Origin of the sequence: Streptomyces umbrinus (assembly GCF_030817415.1) — a bacterium.
Classification (GTDB): Bacteria; Actinomycetota; Actinomycetes; order Streptomycetales; family Streptomycetaceae; genus Streptomyces; species Streptomyces umbrinus_A.
The window spans coordinates 4,618,584-4,638,857 of the sequence record NZ_JAUSZI010000002.1; the positions used below are offsets into that span (position 1 = coordinate 4,618,584).

At 70.0% G+C, this 20,274-nt stretch carries 15 protein-coding genes; 6 read left to right on the forward strand and 9 right to left on the reverse strand.

Annotated features, from left to right (window positions below):
• Window positions 1–226: 226 nt before the first annotated feature.
• The 3 genes from trhA to QF035_RS20155 all read left to right on the forward strand — a co-directional run bounded on the left by trhA (window position 227) and on the right by QF035_RS20155 (window position 3,312).
• A complete protein-coding gene (gene trhA / locus QF035_RS20145) occupies window positions 227–940 on the forward strand; it encodes a PAQR family membrane homeostasis protein TrhA (RefSeq protein WP_307521819.1) in 714 nt (237 codons plus the stop codon).
• 135 nt (window positions 941–1,075) lie between these two features.
• A complete protein-coding gene (locus QF035_RS20150) occupies window positions 1,076–2,677 on the forward strand; it encodes a DHA2 family efflux MFS transporter permease subunit (RefSeq protein ID WP_307521821.1) in 1,602 nt (533 codons plus the stop codon).
• Between the two features lie 5 nt (window positions 2,678–2,682).
• Window positions 2,683–3,312 carry a TetR/AcrR family transcriptional regulator gene (locus QF035_RS20155; RefSeq protein ID WP_307521822.1) on the forward strand — a complete coding sequence of 210 codons (630 nt, stop codon included), beginning with the start codon at window positions 2,683–2,685 and terminating at the stop codon, window positions 3,310–3,312.
• 82 nt (window positions 3,313–3,394) lie between these two features.
• Here the strand turns inward: QF035_RS20155 and QF035_RS20160 are convergent, their stop codons facing one another.
• The 5 genes from QF035_RS20160 to QF035_RS20180 all read right to left on the reverse strand — a co-directional run bounded on the left by QF035_RS20160 (window position 3,395) and on the right by QF035_RS20180 (window position 12,341).
• Complete coding sequence (locus QF035_RS20160; RefSeq protein ID WP_307521824.1) at window positions 3,395–5,857, reverse strand: galactose oxidase-like domain-containing protein; 2,463 nt, start codon at window positions 5,855–5,857, stop codon at window positions 3,395–3,397.
• Window positions 5,857–7,092, reverse strand: coding sequence for a glycosyltransferase (locus QF035_RS20165; protein WP_307521825.1), 1,236 nt, complete (start codon window positions 7,090–7,092; stop codon window positions 5,857–5,859). The genes QF035_RS20160 and QF035_RS20165 overlap by 1 nt, the downstream gene beginning before the upstream one ends.
• On the reverse strand, window positions 7,089–8,789 hold the full coding sequence (locus QF035_RS20170; protein WP_307521826.1) for an ArnT family glycosyltransferase: 1,701 nt from the start codon (window positions 8,787–8,789) through the stop codon (window positions 7,089–7,091). The genes QF035_RS20165 and QF035_RS20170 overlap by 4 nt, the downstream gene beginning before the upstream one ends.
• Window positions 8,786–10,111, reverse strand: a complete 1,326-nt coding sequence (locus tag QF035_RS20175; protein ID WP_307521827.1) for a glycosyltransferase — start codon at window positions 10,109–10,111, stop codon at window positions 8,786–8,788. Before QF035_RS20175 ends, QF035_RS20170 begins: the two co-directional genes overlap by 4 nt.
• Window positions 10,112–10,310: 199 nt before the next feature.
• On the reverse strand, window positions 10,311–12,341 hold the full coding sequence (locus QF035_RS20180) for a thioredoxin domain-containing protein (protein ID WP_307521829.1): 2,031 nt from the start codon (window positions 12,339–12,341) through the stop codon (window positions 10,311–10,313).
• Between the two features lie 183 nt (window positions 12,342–12,524).
• Between QF035_RS20180 and QF035_RS20185 the strand changes: the two genes are divergently transcribed.
• A complete protein-coding gene (locus QF035_RS20185; protein WP_307521830.1) occupies window positions 12,525–15,728 on the forward strand; it encodes a tetratricopeptide repeat protein in 3,204 nt (1,067 codons plus the stop codon).
• Between the two features lie 110 nt (window positions 15,729–15,838).
• Here QF035_RS20185 and QF035_RS20190 read toward each other — a convergent pair whose 3' ends face one another.
• Window positions 15,839–16,105, reverse strand: coding sequence for a hypothetical protein (locus QF035_RS20190; protein ID WP_307521831.1), 267 nt, complete (start codon window positions 16,103–16,105; stop codon window positions 15,839–15,841).
• Window positions 16,098–16,979 carry a mycothiol conjugate amidase Mca gene (gene mca / locus QF035_RS20195; protein ID WP_307521832.1) on the reverse strand — a complete coding sequence of 294 codons (882 nt, stop codon included), beginning with the start codon at window positions 16,977–16,979 and terminating at the stop codon, window positions 16,098–16,100. The genes QF035_RS20190 and mca overlap by 8 nt, the downstream gene beginning before the upstream one ends.
• A 126-nt stretch (window positions 16,980–17,105) precedes the next feature.
• Here mca and QF035_RS20200 point away from each other — a divergent pair, with 126 nt between their 5' ends.
• Together QF035_RS20200 and greA are read left to right on the forward strand one after the other, a co-directional pair.
• On the forward strand, window positions 17,106–17,498 hold the full coding sequence (locus QF035_RS20200) for a DUF4307 domain-containing protein (RefSeq protein WP_307521833.1): 393 nt from the start codon (window positions 17,106–17,108) through the stop codon (window positions 17,496–17,498).
• Window positions 17,499–17,688: 190 nt separating this feature from the next.
• A complete protein-coding gene (gene greA / locus QF035_RS20205; protein WP_307521834.1) occupies window positions 17,689–18,186 on the forward strand; it encodes a transcription elongation factor GreA in 498 nt (165 codons plus the stop codon).
• Between the two features lie 154 nt (window positions 18,187–18,340).
• Here the strand turns inward: greA and QF035_RS20210 are convergent, their stop codons facing one another.
• The gene (locus QF035_RS20210; RefSeq protein WP_055614166.1) at window positions 18,341–19,198 is read right to left on the reverse strand and encodes an ABC transporter permease; all 858 of its coding nucleotides are present in this window, start codon (window positions 19,196–19,198) and stop codon (window positions 18,341–18,343) included.
• A complete protein-coding gene (locus tag QF035_RS20215) occupies window positions 19,195–20,205 on the reverse strand; it encodes an ATP-binding cassette domain-containing protein (RefSeq protein WP_307521836.1) in 1,011 nt (336 codons plus the stop codon). The genes QF035_RS20210 and QF035_RS20215 overlap by 4 nt, the downstream gene beginning before the upstream one ends.
• Window positions 20,206–20,274: the final 69 nt, after the last annotated feature.

Below are 20,274 nucleotides of genomic sequence, written 5' to 3' on the forward strand. Positions count from 1 at the left end.
GTCCGCGCATATGTCCAGAGGGCCTCACACGTGAGCAGCGTGAGCATCACCACTTATTGCCGGTCATTTACCCGGGCCATTCCCGGCCCACCGGTCGCCCGCGAGCCGCTCACCTCGCACGCCGGTGGAACTCCGCCTCGTACGCCGGTGAGACCATGGCCACTTCGCGCCCTTCATGCGGTCGGACTGATGCGTAACTTACGGTTCCGTAGGTACGATGCCCTGCATGACTGCGCCCGTCCCCGACGCGCCCTCGGACACGCCGGTCGTAGACCGCGTCGCCGAAGCGCTCTCCCTGCCGCATCCGGTCAAGCCGAAGCTCCGAGGCTGGCTGCACGCCGGGATGTTCCCGGCCGTACTGGTCTCCGGCCTCGTCCTGACCGCTCTCGCCGACTCGACCCGCGCCCGTATCGCCTGCGGGATCTTCGCGCTCACAGCCTGCCTGCTGTTCGGCGTCAGCGCGATCTACCACCGGGGCACCTGGACGCCACGCATGGACGGCGTGCTGCGCAGACTCGACCACTCGAACATCTTCCTGATCATCGCGGGCTCGTACACACCGCTGACGATGCTGCTGCTGCCCGAGGCCAAGGGGCAGTGGCTGCTGTGGGGCATCTGGGGCGCCGCGATCGCGGGCATCGCCTTCCGGGTGTTCTGGATCGGGGCACCGCGCTGGCTCTACACCCCGTGCTACATCGCGATGGGCTGGGCGGCCGTCTTCTTCCTGCCCGACTTCATGCGGGCGGGCGGCATCGCCGTGCTGGTCCTGGTGATCGTGGGCGGGCTCCTCTACAGCGCGGGCGGCGTGATCTACGCGCTCAAGCGCCCGAACCCGTCTCCGCGCTGGTTCGGCTTCCACGAGGTGTTCCACTCCCTCACGCTCGCGGCGTTCGCCACCCACTACGTCGGCATCTCGATGGTGGCCTACCAGCACGGATAGCCCCCGCACCAGCAGAGACACCCCCGGAGCGCCGCAGCCGGCATTCGACGAAGGGCCCCACCGCATCGCGCGGTGGGGCCCTTTTGCATGCCCTCACATTGACAGCAACTCCCTTTTGAGAGTTACTCTCATTTCATGGCTACCGTCACTCCACCTCCCGAGACACACCTCGACCCCCGTCGCTGGTGGGCCCTCGGCGCCCTGGTCGCGAGCATGCTCGTACTCGGCTTCGACATGACGATCCTCAATGTGGCGCTCCCGACGATGGCCGGGGAGCTCGGCGCGAGCACCGGTGAGCAGCAGTGGATGGCGGACGCGTACGTCGTCGTCTTCGCGGCGCTGATGCTCCCGGCCGGGCTGCTCGGCGACCGGTTCGGCCGGCGCCGGATGCTGATGGTCGGGCTCGGCGTCTTCCTCGCCGGTTCGCTGGTCGGCGCCCTGGCCGGCGATGTGACCTGGGTCGTCGTCGCCCGTGCGGTGATGGGCGTGGGCGGCGCGCTGGTGATGCCGCTCGCCCTGTCCGTCCTGCCCTCGCTCTTCCCGCCCACCGAGCGCACCAAGGCGGTCGGCGTCATCTCGGCCGCGTCCGCGCTCGGCATGCCGCTCGGCCCGATCATCGGCGGCTGGCTGCTCGACCACTTCTGGTGGGGCTCGGTCTTCCTGATCAACGTCCCGATGGCCGCGATCGGCATCGCCGCCTGCCTCTTCCTGCTGCCGGAGACCCGCGACCCGAGCTCCCCCAAGGTCGACGCCGTCTCCACCGCGCTCACCGCGGCCGGGCTCGGCGCGCTGATCTACGCGATCATCGAGGCGCCGAACCGCGGCTGGGGCGACCCGCTCGTGCTCGCCCTGATCGCCGGGTCCGTCGTCCTGCTGGCCGCGCTGGTGGTGCGCGAGCGCCGGTCCATACGCCCCATGCTCGACATGTCGCTGCTCGCGCACCGCGGCTTCCTGCTCAACGCGGTCGCGGCGACGCTCGTGATGTTCGTCCTGTCCGGCCTGATGTTCGTGCTCCCGCAGTATCTGCAGGCCGTCCTCGGCAACGACGCCCTCGGTACGGGCGTGCGCATGCTGCCGATGATGGGCGGGCTGATGGTCGCGGCGAGGGCGGCCCAGCCGGTCGTCGAACGGTTCGGGTCGCGTGGCGTGGTGAGCGCCGGTCTGGTGGTGCTGGCCTTCGCCGCGATCCTCGGCAGCCGTACGACGGTCGAGTCCGGGTACGGCTTCACCGCGCTGTGGCTGTCGATCGCGGGCCTCGGCTTCGGCTTCGCCGTCGTCCCCGCGATGGACGGGGCGCTCGCCACGCTCCCCGCCGACCGGGCGGGCAGCGGCTCCGGGCTCCTCATGACGCTGCGGCAGGTCGGCGGGGCGATCGGTATCGCGCTGCTCGGCAGTCTGCTGGCGAGCGCGTTCCGGGACCGGCTCGATGTGACCGGGCTGCCCGAGGGGGCGGCGGACACGGCCCGGGAGTCCGTGGTCGCGGCCCATCTCGTCGGCGACCGCGCGGGCGCCGCCGACCTGGTGACCTCCGCGAACTCGGCGTACGTCCATGGCATGGGCCTCGTCCTGCTGGTGTGCGGGATCGCCTCGCTGGTGGCGGCGCTGCTCGCGGGGGCGTTCCTGCCGAACACCGAGTCGAGCACCGGGTCGCGGGACGTCACGGGGCCCGTGAAGGGGAAGCCGGCCCCGGAGGCGACCCCGGACATGGCCTCCGCCCCGGCCGATGGCCGACAATGACCCCCATGACGGCCGCACGCAGCTCCATCCCCGCCGACCGCCCCCAGCTGGGACTTCGTGAGCGGAAGAAGATCAAGACACGGACGGCGATCCGTGACGCGACCTACCGGCTGATCGAGGAGCAGGGGTACGACGCCACGACGATCGAGCAGATCGCCGAGCTCGCCGAGGTGTCGCCGTCCACGGTCTTCCGCTACTTCCCGACCAAGGAGGACATCGTCCTCACGGACGAGTACGACCCGCTGCTGGAGGCGGAGCTGCGGGCACGGCCGGCCGACGAGCCGCCGATGGACTCCCTCCGGCACGTACTGGGGAAGGCCGTGGGTCTCGGGATGGCCGAGGACGCCGAGGTCACCCGGCTGCGGACCAGGCTGATGGCCGAAGTGCCCGCGGTGCGTTCTCGGATGATGGAGAGCATGTCGGTCACGAGTCATCTGCTCTGCCAGGTCATCGGCGAGCGCACCGGCCGGGGCCCCGACAGCTTCGAGGTACGCGTCTTCGCGATGTCCCTCATCGGCGGTCTGATGGAGGTGTCCCTGTACTGGGCCCAGCACGACCACGCGGATGACTTCGCCGGCCTCGTCGACCGCGCCATGGACGTCCTGGAGCACGGGCTCACGCCACGGACCGAGTAACAGAAGAAGGCAGTTGCCCCCGCCCCTTGGAAGGGGCGGGGGCAACTCCGTCTCACGAACTCACCGACTCACCAAGGCGAGCTCAGCGCCTCGTCACGTCACCCTTCCCGCACGCCACCCCGTCCTTGTCGCGGTCCAGACGCAGCGGGTCGTCCTTGCCGTTGATCTTGAGGCGGCCGTAGTCGTTCTCCTTCAGCCAGGCGCAGCGGGCCGCCGTCGTCTTCTTGACCTCGTCCGGGAAGACGGTCGGTACGCAGACGTTGACGGAGCCGTAGTGGCGGTCGCAGCCGGCCACGGTCGGGCTGACCTTGGCCGAGGAGCGCTTCTTGCCGGGCTTCTTGACCTTGCCTTCGAGGGAGTCCGCGAAGGAGTGCTCGTGCGCCGAGGGCGTGTCGGAGGCCGCCGCCATGGCCGACGGGCCCTGGAGGTGGACCCACTTCGCCACCGACGGCACACCGCTCGCGTCGACCGCGAAGAGCATGTACCAGCCGGGCGGGGCCAGGTTGGGGTTGCTCGTCACGTTCAGGTCGACGTTGTTGCCGTCGACGGAGAGCGGCAGGTCCACGAAGCGCTGGTTCGGGTCGGACGAGTGCGTCACCGCGGCCGGGCGGATCAGCTCCGCCTTGGCGATGGGCCGGTCGACCGTGATGCGCTGCGTGTCGCCGTACGTCCACTCGTTGTCGATCACCGAAGTGATCGTCGGGCGGGCGCCCTTGAGAAGGTACGGCGGGGTGTAGATCGACACGTTGTGGTTCCAGGAGCCGTTGCCCGGGTTGTCGCCGGTCGCCATCACCCGGCCGTCCGGCAGCAGGAACGCGGAGGAGTGGTAGCCGCGGGCCTCGGGGTCGGCGGCCACCGGGTCGAAGGTCTCCGTCGCCGGGTCGAAGATCGACGACTCGTAGACGGGGTTGGCGCGGTTGTGCAGGGCGCCGCCGGTCTCCAGGACCTTCCCGTCGGGCAGAAGCACGGTGGAGACGTACATCTTGCCCTGGTTGCCGGTCTGCGGGATCTTGCCGTTGCCCAGGTCGACGGTGCCCTGCGGGAGCGGCGGCCCGGCGACGTACGCGGGGTTGGCGGACTTCAGGTCGATGATGTCCGTGAGCCGGTTCGCGTCGGGGTTCGAGTCGATGTTGCCGCCGCCGACGGTGAGGACCTTCTGGTCCTGGGCCGGGGGCAGCAGGACGCTCGCCGACTGGTCGCGCTCGTCCTTGCGCTGCAGGCCTGGCACCTCGGTCGTGGTGTTGGCGTCGTAGTCGTAGATCGCCGAACCCGTGCCGGGGATGTTGTTGCCGAAGGTGTGGCTGCCCGTGTAGAAGAGGCGGCCGTCCTGCATCAGGACCATCGACGGGTACAGACCCCAGTACGACCAGGTCTGGTTGACCTGCCACAGCGGCAGCCACTTGTTCTCGGCCGCCGACCAGCGCTCGGCCGTCACGGACCCCGTGGAGTCCTCCTTCAGCCCGCCGAAGGAGATCACGTCACCGTTGCCGAGGATCGTCGCCGACGGGTACCAGTGCCCGTCGTTCATGTCGTTCGTCTTGCTGTACGTCTCGGTGACCGGGTCGAAGGTGTACGAGTCCTTGTAGCCCTGGTAGCCGATCGTGCCGTCGGCAGACGGGTAGCCCTTGTTGCCGCTCATCACGAGGACCCGGCCGTCCTGCAACTGCACATGCCCGGCGCAGAACATGTCCTTCGGCGTGGGGATCTGCTTGTACGTGCCGTTCACCGGGTCGTAGACCGCGCTGGTGAACGTGCCCGCCTTGAACATCTCCTCGCTGTTGCCGGAGCCCGCGATCAGCAGCACCTTGCCGTTGTTGAGGACGACGGAGTGCATGGAGCGGACCGGGTTCTGCGTGGGCAGCACGTCCCACTTGCCGTTGGCGCACTCCTCGGCCGTGCCGGTGCACACGGGGTCCGGGATCGGGTCGGCGACCTGGTCCATCGTGTAGTCGTCGGTGGTCACGGCTCCGGTGCCGTAGACGGAGACGCCCCAGGTGATGCGGTCGGTGCCCGCGGGGACCTCGGGCGTACGGACCGTGGCCTCGGCCCAACTGCCGCTGATCGGCAGGGTCTTGAGGTCGGTCCAGTACTGCCAGCCGGCGGTCGCGTCGTGCCGGAAGAGCGTGAGCGAAGTGTCCGGGGTCGTCGACTTGTACCAGAGCCCGAGGTCGTACTGCTTGCCGACGCTGACGACCGGCGCGCACTCGGCGGACTCGGTGATCAGCGCCTTGCGGTCGCCCTCGGTGCGGCGGGTCAGCTCGACCTTCATGGCCTTGGAGCCGGAGTGGGCGTCGCCGACCGTGGAGAAGGTGAAGTCGTTGTCGCCCCAGCCGGACTTCTCCCAGCAGTACGGCATGTCGTCCGTGCCTGCGGTCTCGAAGCCGGGGTTCTTCACGAGGTTGGCGGCCGAGGCGGGCTGCGGGGCGATGAGGAGCAGCCCCGAGGTGAGGGCGCCCACGGCCAGCAGGGCGGTACGGCGGCGAGGGCGGGCGGGTCGTCCGGAGCGGGCAGGTCTTCTGAACTTCGGAGCGGGTCTACTGAACATCAGCTGGATCTCCTTGCTGTGCGGCTCCCTGCGTGACGGCCCGTCTCGGCGGCCGTCGTGTTTCCTGCGCGCCCTCCCTTCCGCGGCAGATAGACCAGGGCCTCCGTCCCCGCGAACCGCAGGACGAAGGTGGTCACCAAGGCGAGTGCGGTGGCGCCGAGGACGGACATCCCGAACTGGCCCACGAACAGCGCGATGAGCGGGATGCGCAGCACCAGGTCGGCGTTGGCCAGCAGCGCGAACCGGCCCGAGCGGTCCCACCAGCGCCGGTGCTGCCGGCGGTCCCGGAAGCAGAGGTGCTCGATGAGCAGGAAGTTCCAGGCGACGCCGAACTGGTTGGCGACGATCTCGGCGGGCAGGTAGTGCATCCCGACGGAGGTGAGGGCCCACAGCGCGGCGAGGTTCGGCAGGAAGCCGGTCGCGCCGATCAGCCCGAACACCACCATGCGGGCGACCGGCGAGGCGGTGCGCAGCCCGGCGAGGTGCCGCAGGAAGCGGATGCCCTCCTGCGCGGTCGACTTGGACTCGCCCGCGAACCGGTCCTGGAAGACGAACGGCACCTCGGTGACGTGGCGCGGGCGGGCGCGTACGGCCATTTCGAGGAGGATCTTGTAGCCGAGCGGCTTGAGGACGTCCGCCGTGACCGCGCTGCGGCGGATCGCGAAGAAGCCGCTCATCGGGTCGCTGATGCCATGCAGCCGCCGCGGGAACAGCGTCTTCGTCAGCAAGGTCGCGCCGCGGGAGACGGCGATGCGGTAGCCGCCCGCGAGTCCGGCCCGGCTGCCGCCCTTGATGTAGCGGGAGGCGACGACGAGCCCGGCGTGCTCGCGCTCGCCCGCGGCCACCAACTCCGGTACCAGGGACGGGGGATGCTGGAGGTCGCCGTCCATGACGACGATCCAGTCGGAGCTCGCGGCCCGGATGCCCTCGACGACCGCGCCGCCGAGCCCGCCGACCGGTGTCTCGCGGTGCAGCACGGTCACCGGGTACGGGCAGTCCCGCGCGGCGTCCCGGATGACTTCGGGTGTGTCGTCGGTGGAGTCGTCCACGAAGACGACCTCGCAGGGCAGCCGCGAGGGCACCGACTCGGTGATCCGGTGCAGCAACTCCCGGATGTTCACGGACTCGTTGAAGGTCGGCACGACGATGGTGACGGCGCCGGGTTCGGGAACGGAGGAGGCCGCTTTCAGGGCGGGGTCGTGCAACTCCCCCGGGACGGTGGACTCGTACGTCATCGGTCGCCTCCGGTGGTCGCCTCGTCGGCGGTGTCGTCCGTGCCCGTCGTGCTTGCCGTGGAGCCGCCCCTGACCTGCCGGATCTCGATCCGGTCCGGGCCCCTGCCAAAGGTGGCGACGGGTGTCGAGTGCTTCATCGCCTGCTTGACGTTGGGCAGGTCGGCCGCGTCGCGCCGCACGGTCGGGGAGGCGACGACGTAGTCGATGTCGCGCCAGCCGCGCGGCATCGTCTTGGTCACCGCGGGGTCGAGGTCGGCCTTGTAGAACCAGATGACGCCGAGGCCCGGCTCGTAGCCCGCGTGCACGAGGTCGAGCCAGAGCGCGTCGTCGACGAGGACGCGGGTGTCCTCGGGGTGGTCGACCTCGGTGGCCAGCCACTTGGAGGCCGCCCGGTAGGGGGCGTTGGCGTCGGCGGTGACGGCGGTGCGGTCGCCGTCGTACCAGCGGGGTACGACGTACGCCGCCGAGGCCGCGACGAGCAGTGCCGCGACCGCGTACCGGGCGCGGGTGACGAACTCCCTCTCGTCGGTGCTCCGCCACCTGCGCAGCACGCCGTGCGCGACGCTCGCGGCGCCTCCGGCGAGGACGAGCGCGAGGAACGGCAGGGCCTGGATGACGTACATCGCGGGCAGGTAGCCGGCCGGGCGCAGGGCGACCAGCGCGAGGATGGCGACGGTGAACGCGGGTCCGGCCAGGGCTCGCGCGGTCACCGACCAGCGCCAGGTGACCAGGAGGAGCAGGGCGCCCGCGAGGCCGCCGAGGGGCAGCACGCGGTCGTAGTAGAGCCAGGACTGCAGGACGCCGTACGAGCCGGAGCCCTGGTCGAGGATGAATCCCGAACCGGGCCTGGTCAGCTGGTATTCGAGGCCGTCCCACAGCGAGACGTGTCCGCCGCCGGGGAACAGTTCGCCCTTGAGGAGGGCGAAGAGCGGGTACGACAGGCCGATCAGCACGCAGGCCGTGATGGCGCCGGTGAGGGCGAACTTGCGGGTGTCCCGGTGGCTGTGGCGCCACATGGTGATCATCACCGCGGGCAGCACGAAGATCATCGTCTCTTTGGTGAGGACGGCCGCAGCGGCCGCGAGGCCCGCCCCGAAGTGGTGCCAGAGGTGGCGGCTCGGGGAGGCGGCGAGGCAGAACGCCACCAGCGTCCACATCACCGCGATGTTGTCGAGGAAGATCTCCCGCTGGAGGACGACCGACAGCGGCGAGAGCCCGAAGAGCAGCATCGCGAGCCCGGCCGCCCAGCGGGGCAGCCACAGGCGGCGGGCCAGTACGTAGACGAGGACCGCGCTGATGGCGCTGACCAGGAGCATCACGATCCGCATCGAGCCGACCGTCATCGACTCGGGGCTGATCAGGGACGGTATCCAGGTCAGCAGGGCTATCTGTATCCAGCCGAGCGGCGGGTGGTCGTACCAGTAGGTGTAGTGGGCGAGGCCGTTGCCCTGCTGCACGGACCAGGCCTGGGCGAGGTAGGTGCCCTCGTCGTCGCTGAGCGCGGGATAGTCGGCGATGTTCCAGCCCTGCACGGTCATGACAACCACGAGGAGAACGCCGCACAGGATCAGGTCGGCACGCGAGGTGCGCAGCCGGGACGGGAGCGGGGTCGTTCGAGGAGTCGAACCGGCCTCGGGGACAGGTGTCCGCTGCGCGGGGACCTTTGGGGTGGTCACCGCGGGAAGGGTGGAGGTCACGCAGGAACGTCCTCTCGGGACCCGCGGGACGCTACGGCCGCGGCAACGGTTGCTTCAGTGGCTTCGAGGGCGCGGGCGGCCCCGATATCGGTGAGATGTGCGCCGACATGGCTGGTCAGCTCCCAGTCGTTGCGGCCCCGCTGCTCACGCCACACGGCACGGACGGCCGCTCCGGCGAGGAGCACCTGGTAGAAGGGGCCGCCGAGGATGAGCTTGAGGTAGTGGACGAATCGGACGCGAAGCCCGTACTGCTTGCCGAAGTCGTGCAGTCCGACAAGCTCGAAGACGAAGGTGACGAAGGCGGTGACGGCCGGGAGGAAGGTGATGAACGCGATGCCGACCGGGACGTCGAGGAAGAGCGCCACGGCCACGTTGAGCGGGATGATCACGCCGGAGATCGCCTGGAGATACGGCGTCATCAGCGTGTAGCGGGCGAGCAGCCGCTGGCCGAAGCCGGGCAGCTGCTTCCAGTCCTTCTTCCGGTAGACCTGCAGGAAGCCCTGGTTCCACCGGGTGCGCTGCTTGAGCAGCGACATCAGGCTGCCGGGGGTCTCCTCCTTGGTCACCATGTCGGAGTCGTACGCGACGACGACCTTCTTGCCGATGCTGGAGAGCCGCACGCCCAGGTCGCAGTCCTCGGCGAGGCAGTCGGGGTCCCAGCCGTCGGCGGCCCGCAGGACGTCCGTGCGGACGAACACGGTGTTGCCGCCGAGAGGAATGAAACCCTTCTGCGCGTGCAGGTGAAGCCGCGAGCGGAACCAGAAGAAGTACTCCAGGCAGTTGCGCAGGCTGTACCAGCTGGAGTTGAAGTTGATCAGCTGGACGCCGCCCTGGACGACGTCGGCGTCGGTCGACCGGAAGGCGTGGTCGACGTGCGCGAGGAGCTCCGGGTGGACCTGGTCCTCGGCGTCGAAGACTCCGACGACGTCACCGCGACAGTGCGGCAACGCCGTGTTCATGGCCCTCGGTTTGTTCTTCTTCTCGTGGGTGTCGACGACGACGCGTACGCGCGGGTCGCGCTCCGCGGCCTCGCAGGCCACCTCGGTGGTCTCCGGGTCGTCGTGGCCGACGATCACGATGATCTCGAAGTCGGTGTGGCTGGATTCCAGCAGTCGCTGGATGGTGTGGTCGAGCACCGCCTGCTCGTGTCTCGCCGGCAGCAGCAGCGAGAACGACAGGTGTTCACCCCCGTCGGGACTGCTGAACCGGGTGGACGCGAGCACTTCGGGCGTACGCCACGCGTGCATCTGCCACCACAAAGTGAAGGCAGCCATCCCGAAAAGGGCAAGCGAAACGGCAGCAATGAGCACAGACGTAAGCAACAGATCCCCCCAGGATCCCCATAACCCCCTGTCACGACAGCGAGTCACTCCTGTCGTGTCCGGGACAGAGACTATGGGGGTTCTGTGAAGTCCGGGAGGTGTTCTGATAAATAGCGTGTTTCGGAATGGTCAGTCGACTTGTAGGACGTATCCGAACACGTGCGCACATTAACCCCCACTGAGCAGGCGCTTTCACCGCTCAGCGCTTGAGGGCCTCCCGGAGACGGTCGACATCGGTCGTCGGAGCGTCACAAGTGAAGTTACGGCAGACATACGCCGTCGGTTCACCGCTCACAAGCAATCGTTCCGCGAGCAAAGGCAGTTCGTCACTGTCAGGAGCGCCCACGGCGACGACCGCGCCGGGCGCGGTGGCGAGGAGGGCCGCCCGGTGGAGCTCCTTGGTCGCCGGATCGTCGACCGGTCCGACCACGGCGACCTCACGCGGCCCGTCGAGCAGCGCCTCGGCCGTGGCGAGACCCCAGCCGATGAAGCGCGGGGCGCGCGGACCGAGCGCCTTGACGACGCCCAACGCCCGCTCCGCGGCGGCCCGGTGGGGCTCGGCGCCGGTCTGGGCCGCGTAGCTCAGCAAAGCGCCGGCGGCCGCACTCCAGCCGGAGGGCGTGGCGTTGTCGGTCGGATCCTGCGGGCGGCGGATGAGCTTCTCGGCGTCGGCGGCCGTGTCGTACAGCGTTCCTGACTCCTCGTCGGTGAACTGCACGAGGACGTGGTCGAGCAGGAAACCGGCGAATTCCAGCCAGACGCCCTCGCCGGTCACCGAGGCGAGCGCGAGGAAGCCCTCCGAGACGTCCGCGTAGTCCTCCAGCACACCCGCGTTGGCGCCGACGCGGCCGTCCTTGCTGGTACGGGCGAGCCGGGCGTGCTCGTCCAGGTGGAGCCGGACGAGGAGGTCGGCGGCGCCGAGTGCCGCCTCGATCAGATCGGGGCGGTCGAAGTACGCGCCGGTCTCGGCGAGGGCCGCGACGGCGAGACCGTTCCAGGCGGCGACCACCTTGTCGTCCCGGCCGGGGGCGGGGCGTTCGCCGCGTGCTTCGAGGAGCCGCGCACGGATGGAGGCGATCCTCTCGGCGTCGAACACGCCCTCGCTCTGCGGGAGCTGGAGGACGGAGGCCCCCTCCTCGAAGGTGCCCTCCTCGGTCACGCCGAAGTAGTCGGCGGCGAGTTCGGCGTCCTGCTCACCGAGGACCTCGCGGAGCTGCGCGGGCGTCCAGACGTAGTACGCGCCCTCGACGTGCTTCCCGTTCCCGTCGTCGCTGTCGGCGTCGAGGGCGGAGGCGAACCCGCCCTCGTTCGTCCGGAGTTCGCGGACCATGAAGTCGGCCGTCTCCAGGGCGACACGGCGCGCGAGGTCGGACCCGGTGGACCGCCACAGGTGCGCGTACACCCGGCACAGCAGGGCGTTGTCGTACAGCATCTTCTCGAAGTGCGGCACGACCCACTCGCGGTCGACGGAGTAGCGGGCGAAGCCGCCGCCGAGCTGGTCGTAGATGCCGCCGCGGGCCATCCGCTCGCAGGTGTCGGCGGCCATCTGCAGCGCGCCCTCGGAGCCTGTGCGGGCGTGATGCCGCAGCAGGAACTCGACGGCCATGGATGGCGGGAACTTGGGCGCGCGGCCGAAGCCGCCGTGGCCGGAGTCGTAGTCCCGGGTGAGGCCGAGCAGCGCCCCCGCCAGGTCCTCCTCGCCGGGCACCTGGGTGTCGCCGAACGCGATCTCCCGGCCCGCCAGGTCCCGCACGATCTTCTCGGCGACCTCCGTGACCTCGTCCCGCCGGTCGGTCCACGCGCTGTGCACACCTTCGAGGACCTGCCGGAAGGAGGGGCTCCCCTGCCGGGGCGCGGGCGGGAAGTAGGTGCCGAAGTAGAACGGCTCGGCGTCGGGTGTGAGGAAGACCGTCATGGGCCAGCCGCCCTGCCCGGTCGCCGCCTGCACGGCCTCCATGTAGACGGCGTCGACGTCGGGCCGCTCCTCCCGGTCGACCTTGACGCTCACGAAGTGCGCGTTGAGGTAGTCGGCGGTCTCCTGGTCCTCGAAGGACTCGTGCGCCATGACGTGGCACCAGTGGCAACTCGAATACCCGACGCTCAGCAGCACGGGTTTGCCGCTCCTGCGTGCCTCCTCGAAGGCGTCGGCCGACCAGGGCCACCAGTCAACGGGGTTGTCGGCGTGCTGGAGGAGGTAGGGAGACGTCTCATGGGCCAGTCGGTTCGGCATGGGGTCCATCCTGCCGCAGTACCCGGTGGGCAATGCGGATCACCCGTGCGCGCCGGGGGTAGGTGATGGGTCCGACGCAATCCGGTTGGGCGTGGTCATGACAGAGGCTGACTCTCTCGCCTTCCCCGCCCATCCGCAGGACACTTGACCAAGAAAGCCGTTACCGGCGGAGGGGGACGCGATATGCGGGACAGCCATCGGGCGGAGGCCGAACGGCTGTTGGTGCGGGCCGTGGAGGAGGAGGTCCGGCGTTCGGGCGGGCGGGCCGACGGGGGCGCGCTGCTGTCGCGGGCACGGGCCGCTCTGGACACGATGGAGCAGACCGCCACGGAGGAGTACGAGGCGTTCACCTCGGCGCTGGACGAGGCGGAGGTGGGCCGGCTCACCTTCGGCCAGCGGTACGCCCGCGAGGGCGCCGGAACTCCCCTGCTGGTGGCCGCGGTTGCCGCGCTCGCGGCCGTCGTCGCGGACCTCGCGCTCGGCATCGGCACAGGCACTGCGGTGGCCGCCGGCGCGGTGGTCGGCATCGCGGGCGCCGCGGCCACGGTGGCGAAGGTGACGGCCTCCCATCTGCCGGCCGCGAGCCGCCGGGCGGGGGCCCTCGGCCAGCCCGGCGGCCCGGAGCAGCTGCGCCTGGCGTGGCTGACCGCCCTGGAGGTGCGCGGCATCCGGCCGTTCTTCGACCAGCAGCGCGTCCTCATCGCGTCCACCGGCGCGAAGAAGGGGGCGCCCCAGCTACGGCGTACGGACAAGAGCGCGGCGGCCCGCAGACGGAGTGTCCTGGAGCAGTCGTTCGGCCAACTTCCCGAGCCGGTCGGTCCGTTCGCGGGCCGTCGGCAGGAGCTGTTGCGCGTCGCGCAGTGGGTGCACGCGGCCCGGGCGAGCACGGAGACCAAACCGACGGTGGTCGTGCTGTACGGCGCGCCCGGCTCCGGCCGCAGCACCCTCGCCGTCCGGGCGGCGCACGAACTGAAGGACCAGTTCCGCGGCGCGTGCGTGGTGGACCTGCGCGGCGACAGCCCGGAGGAGTCGCCGCTGACGACCCGCGACGCTCTGCTGCACCTGCTCAACCGTCTCGGCGCACCCCGCGAGCAGCTGCTGTTCCGTGAGCGTTCCTCGCAGGACCAGCAGGTCAGGCGGCTCGCCGAGCTCTACCACAAGCATCTGACCGGCCTCCCGGTCACGATCGTGCTCAACGACGCGAGCGATGTGGACCAGGTGCGCACGCTCGTGCCCGAGCGCTCCGACAGCCTCGTCGTGGTCACCGCCCGCAAACCCCTCGACCTGCCCGCCGATCTCCCCGCCTGGGTGCACCAGTTGGCCGTGGAACCGCTGACCGCGCCCGGCGCCGAGGAGCTCCTGAAGGCGGCGGCACAGGACGACTCGTCCCCGTACGACGCCGAATCCACCGACCAGGTGAGGGAGTTGTGCGGCGGCCTCCCGCTGGCGCTGCGCATCGCGGGCTCGTCCCTCGGCCCGCGCACACCCAGCCGGCTCGCCGGCGACCTGGCGGCGTACGGACCGGTCGAGCCGGTCGAGCGGGTGCTGTGGCTGCGCTACACCGACCAGTCGGACACGGCGCGGCGGCTGCTGCGACGGCTCGCGCTGGCGGGCCGCGCCTCGCTGGGCGCGGCCGCGGCGGCCGCCCTGCTCGCGACGGACGAGCCGGAGGCGACCCGCCACCTGGAGGCACTCTCCCGCGCGGGCCTCATCGACCATGTACGCGGCAGCCGCTACCGCCTGCACGACCTCGTACGCGCCTTCGCGCAGGCCCGCCTCCTCGACGAGGAGGAGCCGTCCGAGCGCACGGCCGCGCAGGAACGTCTCATCGCGAACTACGCCGAGCTCGCGGACTCGGTGATCCGCCTGGTCGACGGCAAGACGTCCACCCGCGCCGACCAGTTCGGCCCGCACGGCTTCACCTCGCTGGACGCGGCCCTGCGCTGGCTGGACGACGAGTCGAGCTTCATCACGGCGGCCCTGCGGCACGCGGAGGGCGTCAACCAGGCGACTGTGCTCAACCTCCTGGGCGCGCTGTGCGACTACTGCCTGCTGCGCGGCGACCTCTACCGCCTGGGCGAGATCAGCGAGTTGACGCAGGCCGTCGACCAGGGACTGCTGGTGCGCTCGGTCCAGTGGCGCACGGGCATCGCGGCCCGCCAGCTCGGCGAGCTGGACAAGGCGCGTACGCAACTGGCCTCCGTGGTCGACCTCTACTTCGAGGCGCACCACGACGCGGGCGCGGCACGGGCGCTCTGCTCGCTCGGGATCACCCTCCACCACCAGGGCAATCTCACGGAGGCGGCGGCGAAGCTCCAGGAGGCCATGGACCTCCAGGCCTCCCCCGAGCTCTCGGCGGACCGCGCCTGGACGATGCACGCGCTGGCGGCCGTGGAACGGGACCGCGCGAGACTGCGCGAGGCGCTCGACCTCCTGACCCAGGCCCTGGTCCTGCACCGCGAGGGCGAGTCCGTGCACGGCGAGGCGTGGGCCCACTTCCAGCTCGGCCAGCTGGGTCTGCGCATGGGCGACGTACCGCGCGCCGAGTCCGAGCTCCGCGAGGCCCTCGATCTGTACGGCCGCACGCGCGACGCCCGCGGCGAGGCCTGGGCCCTCACCCAGCTCGCCCGGGCCCGCCTGGTCGACGGCGACCCGTCCTCGGCGGTGGACGGCCTGCGCCAGGCGGCCTCCCGCCACCGCGACAACGAGGACTCACGGGGCGAGGCCTGGACGGTCTACTACCTCGGCCAGGCCCTGGAGGAGACCGGCAACCTCGATCAGGCGGTCCGTGAACTGGAACGCTCACGTACGATGTTCTCCCGCATCCGAGACGTGTACGGACTCGCCTGCGCCCGCCACCACTCGGCCCGGGTCACCCGCGACCAGCGTGCCGCCCAGACCGGCTCCCTGCGGAACTCGGGCTTCGCCCGCCAGCTCCTGGTCGACGCACGGGCCGACTTCCAGCGGATCGGCGTCGCCCACGGCGAGGCCTGGACCTGCCTGGAACTGGCGGTGGTCGACGCCGGCAACGCCCGTACCCAGCCGGCCCTCACCCTCTGCGACGAGGCCGCGTCCCTCTTCGCCTCCTACGGCGACCGCCGCGGCGAGGACTGGTCCCGCTTCCTGCGCTGCACGTTGTTGCCGTACGCCTCCCCGGGCGGCGTGGAGGTCGGCACGGCGGTGGCCCAGGAGGAACTGACCCAGCTCTCCCGCACCGGCCACCCGACCCGCGACGGAAAGCTCGACGACTACATCGAGGCGTACCAACTGCTCCTGGAACGGGGGGCCGACCTGGAGGCCGGCTGGCAGGCATGGCGCCTGGGCATGGTGCCGAACCGGCATGCGCGGGAGGTCATGGGGGTGGCGGTGTCGGCCCGGCGGGTGTGAGGGGCCCGCGCCGGGTGTGAGGCACGCAGGCACACGCAGGGTCCTGACGCGGTGACGTCTGTGGCATGTCACCGCATCAGGGCCTCGGCCCGATGCGGGCCCGGTCGGCCTCAGCCCTTGGCGGGCGAGGTCTTCCCCCCGGAACCCGCCGGACCGGCCGGTTCCGGCTCGGAGGCGGCCGCCTTCGGGTCCGCCTCCTCCGTGAAGTCGACCCTTCCCAGCTGCCGGTTCATGGACTTCATCAGCCCCCACACGGCCAGGGCCATCACCGCGAAGACGATGAAGCCGAGGACACCGGGGGTGACCTTGTTCTCGTCGACCTCCTTGGCGAGGGGGACGAGGTGTGTCAGTGCCAGGCTTGCGCTCATGTCAGGCATTGTCGCGGATGCCCGCGAAGAGGTCGTCCTCGGGGAGGGAGGTATCGACGAGGGACTTCGCGAGCTCGTACTCCTCCGTCGGCCAGACCTTCCGCTGGAGGTCCATCGGGATCCGGAACCAGCCGCCGTCGGGGTCGATCTGCGTGGCGTGGGCGATGAGGGCCTTGTCGCGGATCTCGTAGAAGTCGGCGCACGGGACGTGCGTCGTCAGGATCCGCTCGGTGCGCTCGAACTCGTCCCAGCGCTTCAGCCAGTCCCCGTACGGAGACTCCAGGCCGCGCTCCAGCATCGCGTTGTGCAGCGCCTCGGTGCGCGGGCGGTTGAAGCCCTGGTTGTAGTAGAGCTTCTGCGGCTGGAAGACCGGGCCGAACTCCGACTCCGGGTACTTCTCGGTGTCCGCCGCGCCCTCGAACGCCACCATCGAGATCTTGTGGGTCATGATGTGGTCCGGGTGCGGATACCCGCCGTTCTCGTCGTAGGTGGTGATCACCTGCGGACGGAAGGCGCGGATCTTGCGGACCAGCTCGCCGGCCGCCTTGTCGACGTCCTCCAGGGCGAAGCAGCCCTCGGGCAGCGGCGGCAGCGGGTCGCCCTCGGGCAGGCCCGAGTCCACGAAGCCGAGCCACTCCTGCTTGACGCCGAGGATCTCGCGGGCCTCGTCCATCTCCTTCTTGCGTACCTCGTGGATGTGCTCCTCGACGTACTTGTCCCCCTGAAGCTTCGGATTGAGGATGGAGCCGCGCTCCCCGCCCGTGCAGGTCACGACCAGCACGTCCACCCCCTCGGACACGTACTTCGCCATGGTGGCCGCGCCCTTCGACGACTCGTCGTCGGGGTGGGCGTGGACGGCCATCAGTCGCAGCTGGTCAGTCAAGACTCAATCCTCGTAAGTCGGCGCCCCTGTGTGAAACGGCGCGATCGGCGCTTCTATAGTGACCGAATCGGGGGGCTAATAATTCCGGGCCCCGAACCCCGCCCGCTCGCCCCGGAGAGGACGATCATGAGTACGGTGCAGCTGCCCGAGGGCCGGTACGGCCGCTCCACGGACGGACGCGCCGACCGCAGGCTCAGGATCATCGGTGCGGTGCTGGGGGCGGCCCTGCTCGCCCTGGTCGGCTATTTCGCGTACTACTACGTCGGCGGCAACAAGATCAGCGCCGAGATCATCACCTACGACCTCGCGGACACCTCGGTCAAGGTGCACCTGGAGGTCCGCAAGGACGCGGACGCGAGCGGCTACTGCACGATCCGCTCACAGGCCGAGAGCGGCGCCGAGGTGGGCCGCGCGGACTTCCGCTTCGACCAGGACTCCACCCGCATCGACAAGGTCGTCACCCTCCGCACGACGGCCCCCGGCACGACCGCGGAACTGCTCGGCTGCCACGCGGACTGAGTCCCGTCCCGCGGCTGACGGATGTCACCCTGGACAACTAGCCGCTGACCTGCGTTGACGTATGTCTGATGGCTTATGTCCTCCCCCTTTGGTCCGTGAATTGTTAGGCTCGTGGTTTCGCCCACCCGTGAAGGAACATTCTTCTGGGTAGGGCGATGCTTTGTATTCCCAGTACCTACGAGGAGCACCTGTGACCCAGACCAGCGAGAACGTCACCTGGCTGACCCAGGAGGCGTACAACCAGCTCAAGGCCGAGCTGGATCACCTGTCTGGTCCTGCGCGCACGGAGATCGCCGCCAAGATCGCGGCTGCGCGCGAGGAGGGCGATCTGCGCGAGAACGGCGGGTACCACGCGGCCAAGGAGGAGCAGGGCAAGCAGGAGCTCCGTGTGCGCCAGCTGACCCAGCTCCTGGAGAACGCCAAGGTCGGCGAGGCCCCGGCGGCCGACGGCGCGGTCGCGCCCGGCATGGTCGTGACCATCGCCTTCGACGGCGACAAGGACGACACGCTCACGTTCCTGCTCGCCTCGCGTGAGTACGCGAGCGCGAGCATCGAGACGTACTCGCCGCAGTCCCCGCTGGGCTCCGGCGTGAACGGGAAGAAGATCGGCCAGGACGCCGAGTACGAACTGCCGAACGGCAAGCTGGCCTCGGTGACGATCCTGGAGGCCAAGCCGTACGCCGCGTAGTTCCTCCCGCGTCGCGTCGCGCACTGGCTGCGCCTCGCGACCCTTCCAGCGCGTCGCCCCTGGTGAAGCCCCCGGTGCCCATGGTCCGGGGGCTTCACCATGTTCGTGCTCCGGGGGCTCACCATGTTCATGCTCCGGGCGGGCCCGCCGCGTCTCAGGCAGCCGCCGAGCGGTACTTCCGCACCGCCAGCGTCCGGAAGATGACGACGATCAGGATCGAGTAGATGAGCGAGGCCCAGACCGGGTGCTGCATGGGCCAGGCGCCGGACGTGGACAGGCCGGGGTCGCCGAAGAGCTTGCGGCAGGCCTGAACGGTCGCGCTGAACGGGTTCCAGTCGGCGATGTGGCGCAGCCAGGGCGTCATCTTGCTGGAGTCCACGAACGCGTTGGACAGGAACGTCACCGGAAAGAGCCAGATCAGACCACCCGAGGTCGCCGCCTCCGGTGTGCGCACGGACAGGCCGATCAGCGCGCCGATCCAGGTGAACGCGTACCCGAGCAGCAGGAGCAGGCCGAAGCCGCCCATGATCTTCCCGAAGTTGGTCGGCTCCATGGAGCCGGGACGCCAGCCCACGAGCAGCGCGACCATCGCGAGGACGAGCAGCGTCAGGGCCGTCTGGACGAGGTCCGCGACGGTGCGGCCGGTCAGTACCGCGCCACGCGCCATGGGCAGCGAGCGGAACCGGTCGATGAGGCCCTTGTGCATGTCGTCCGCGATGCCCGCACCGGCGCCCGCGGTGGCGAAGGTGACGGTCTGCGCGAAGATGCCGGCCATCAGGAAGTTCTTGTAGACGTCCGGGTTGGTGGTGTCGCCGATCTGCATCGAGCCGCCGAAGACGTACGTGAACAGCACCACGAACATCACTGGCTGGATCAGCCCGAACAGGATCATTTCGGGGATACGGGTCATGCGGATCAGATTCCGCTTGGCCACGACCAGGGAGTCCCGGACGGACTGGCCGAACGAGCCTCCCGGGGCAGCGGTCCGCACGGCGTCGGTGACGGCGCTCACTTGGCGGCCTCCTTCTTGTCCTTGCGGCCCTTGGCGTCCTCGTCCGTGCCGTTCTCCTGCTCCTCCGCCTCGGCGTGGTGGCCTGTCAGCGAGAGGAAGACGTCGTCGAGGGTGGGGCGGCGCAGACCGATGTCGTCGATCTCGATGCCGCGGGTGTCCAGCTCGCGGATGACCTCCGCGAGGAGCTTCGCGCCACCGGTGACGGGGACGGTCAGCTTGCGGGTGTGCTGCTCGACGGTGGTGTCGCCCTTGCCGAAGCCGCGCAGCACCTCGGACGCCGTCTCGATGTGCTCGCGCTCGTGCACGACGACCTCGACTCGCTCGCCGCCGGTGCGGGCCTTGAGCTGGTCGGCGGTTCCCCGGGCGATGACGCGGCCGTGGTCGACCACGGCGATCTCGTGCGCGAGGTGGTCGGCCTCTTCGAGGTACTGGGTGGTGAGCAGCAGTGTCGTACCGCCCGAGACCAGGTCCTTGATGACCTCCCACAACTGCTGGCGGTTGCGCGGGTCGAGGCCGGTCGTCGGCTCGTCCATGAACATGACCGGCGGCGAGACGACGAGCGCCGCCGCGAGGTCGAGCCGGCGGCGCATACCGCCGGAGTACGTCTTGGCGGGGCGGTCGGCGGCGTCCGTGAGGTGGAACTGCTCAAGGAGCTCGACCGCGCGGACCTTCGCCTGCTTCGCCCGCATCTGGTAGAGCTGGCCGACCATGTGGAGGTTCTCGCGGCCCGTCAGGTATTCGTCGACCGCGGCGAACTGGCCGGACAGGCCGATCGAGCGCCGCACCTCGTTCGGCTGCTTCAGCACGTCGATGCCTGCGACGACGGCCTTGCCGCTGTCGGGCCGGAGCAGGGTGGTGAGGCAGCGGACCGTGGTGGTCTTTCCCGCGCCGTTCGGCCCGAGCAGGCCGAGGACGGTGCCCTCCGGGACATCGAGGTCGACGCCGTCCAGAGCCCTTACGTCGCCGAAGGTCTTCACCAGGCCTTCGGCGTAGATGGCGCCTGGCATATGAGTCTCCGAAAAGTGGTTGGGGATCCTGCGGAAAGAGGCTATTTTTCTCAGGTTTGCCACGTCCGA

What these genes read in the sequence shown, in the direction of transcription:
- trhA (WP_307521819.1), top strand. Translation starts at nt 227, where the DNA reads ATGACTGCGCCCGTCCCCGACGCGCCCTCGGACACGCCGGTCGTAGAC.
- QF035_RS20150 (WP_307521821.1), top strand. Translation starts at nt 1,076, where the DNA reads ATGGCTACCGTCACTCCACCTCCCGAGACACACCTCGACCCCCGTCGC.
- QF035_RS20155 (WP_307521822.1), top strand. Translation starts at nt 2,683, where the DNA reads ATGACGGCCGCACGCAGCTCCATCCCCGCCGACCGCCCCCAGCTGGGA.
- QF035_RS20160 (WP_307521824.1), bottom strand. Translation starts at nt 5,857, where the DNA reads ATGTTCAGTAGACCCGCTCCGAAGTTCAGAAGACCTGCCCGCTCCGGA.
- QF035_RS20165 (WP_307521825.1), bottom strand. Translation starts at nt 7,092, where the DNA reads ATGACGTACGAGTCCACCGTCCCGGGGGAGTTGCACGACCCCGCCCTG.
- QF035_RS20180 (WP_307521829.1), bottom strand. Translation starts at nt 12,341, where the DNA reads ATGCCGAACCGACTGGCCCATGAGACGTCTCCCTACCTCCTCCAGCAC.
- QF035_RS20185 (WP_307521830.1), top strand. Translation starts at nt 12,525, where the DNA reads ATGCGGGACAGCCATCGGGCGGAGGCCGAACGGCTGTTGGTGCGGGCC.
- QF035_RS20190 (WP_307521831.1), bottom strand. Translation starts at nt 16,105, where the DNA reads ATGCCTGACATGAGCGCAAGCCTGGCACTGACACACCTCGTCCCCCTC.
- QF035_RS20200 (WP_307521833.1), top strand. Translation starts at nt 17,106, where the DNA reads ATGAGTACGGTGCAGCTGCCCGAGGGCCGGTACGGCCGCTCCACGGAC.
- QF035_RS20215 (WP_307521836.1), bottom strand. Translation starts at nt 20,205, where the DNA reads ATGCCAGGCGCCATCTACGCCGAAGGCCTGGTGAAGACCTTCGGCGAC.